This is a genomic window from Vibrio sp. 10N.222.46.A1 (genome assembly GCF_041473595.1).
GTDB lineage: Bacteria > Pseudomonadota > Gammaproteobacteria > Enterobacterales > Vibrionaceae > Vibrio > Vibrio tasmaniensis_A.
The window spans coordinates 1-826 of the sequence record NZ_JBFRSN010001726.1 but is presented as its reverse complement, the minus strand read 5'-3'; the positions used below and the strand labels follow the sequence as shown (position 1 = coordinate 826).

1 protein-coding gene is annotated in these 826 nt (G+C 44.4%); it reads right to left on the bottom strand.

Going from position 1 to position 826, the window contains the following annotated elements; genetic code table 11:
* Positions 1 to 99 precede the first annotated feature (99 nt).
* Positions 100 to 826, bottom strand: a 727-nt coding sequence (tssC, locus tag AB4496_RS29035) for a type VI secretion system contractile sheath large subunit (RefSeq protein WP_372133584.1), incomplete at its 5' end; no start/stop codon positions are given.

The following is an 826-nucleotide window of genomic DNA, read 5'->3' as shown; positions in this document are numbered from 1 at the left end:
AGGGTATTATCTGTATTATCTAGTTGGTTAAATTTGTTTTGCCATTCCGTATCTAACTTCATAAAAAATTTTGGCCGGATTACTCCGGCCAAATCCCTATTAACCAGGAATCTTAGCAACCATTCGAACTGAGGTTGTCAGCTCTTCAAGTTGTAACCAAGGTCTTAGGTGAGCCACAGCTGAGTAGGCACCTGGCTTACCAGGTTGCTCAACCACTTCGATGCGAGATTCACAAAGAGGGGTTTTTGCGCGTTGCTCATTACCAATAGCACCGGCGTTGGTGTATTGGTCGATCCATAGTTGTAGCTCTCGTTTGATATCAGGAGCTTCAAGGTTTGAACCTAGCTTGTCTCGACCCATTACTTTCAGGTAGTGGGCGATACGGCTACTTGCCATAATGTAAGGTAGGCGAGCAGAGATAGCAGCATTCGCTGTTGCGTCTGGGTCTGTAAATGTTTTAGGTTTCTGAGTTGTTTGGCCACCGATGAACACAGCGTAGTTAGAACTTTTATAATGAACCAAAGGAAGGAAACCAAGGTCTGAAAGCTCTTTCTCGCGCTCGTCAGTTAGATTCACTTCTGTTGGACACTGCTGAAGTAGATCGCCAGCTTCAGACTTGTAGGTTAAGTTAGGTAGGTTTTCTACTTTACCACCGTTATCAAGTCCACGGATAGATGTACACCAACCCGAAGCAGTATATGCTTGAGTCATTTTAAGACCCAGTTCATATGCAGCATTCGACCAAACTAATTGGTCATTGCTGGTTGGCTTTGGACTGCCATCCATATCGGTTGCAAGCTCTTCGTATGCGAATACATCAGTACTT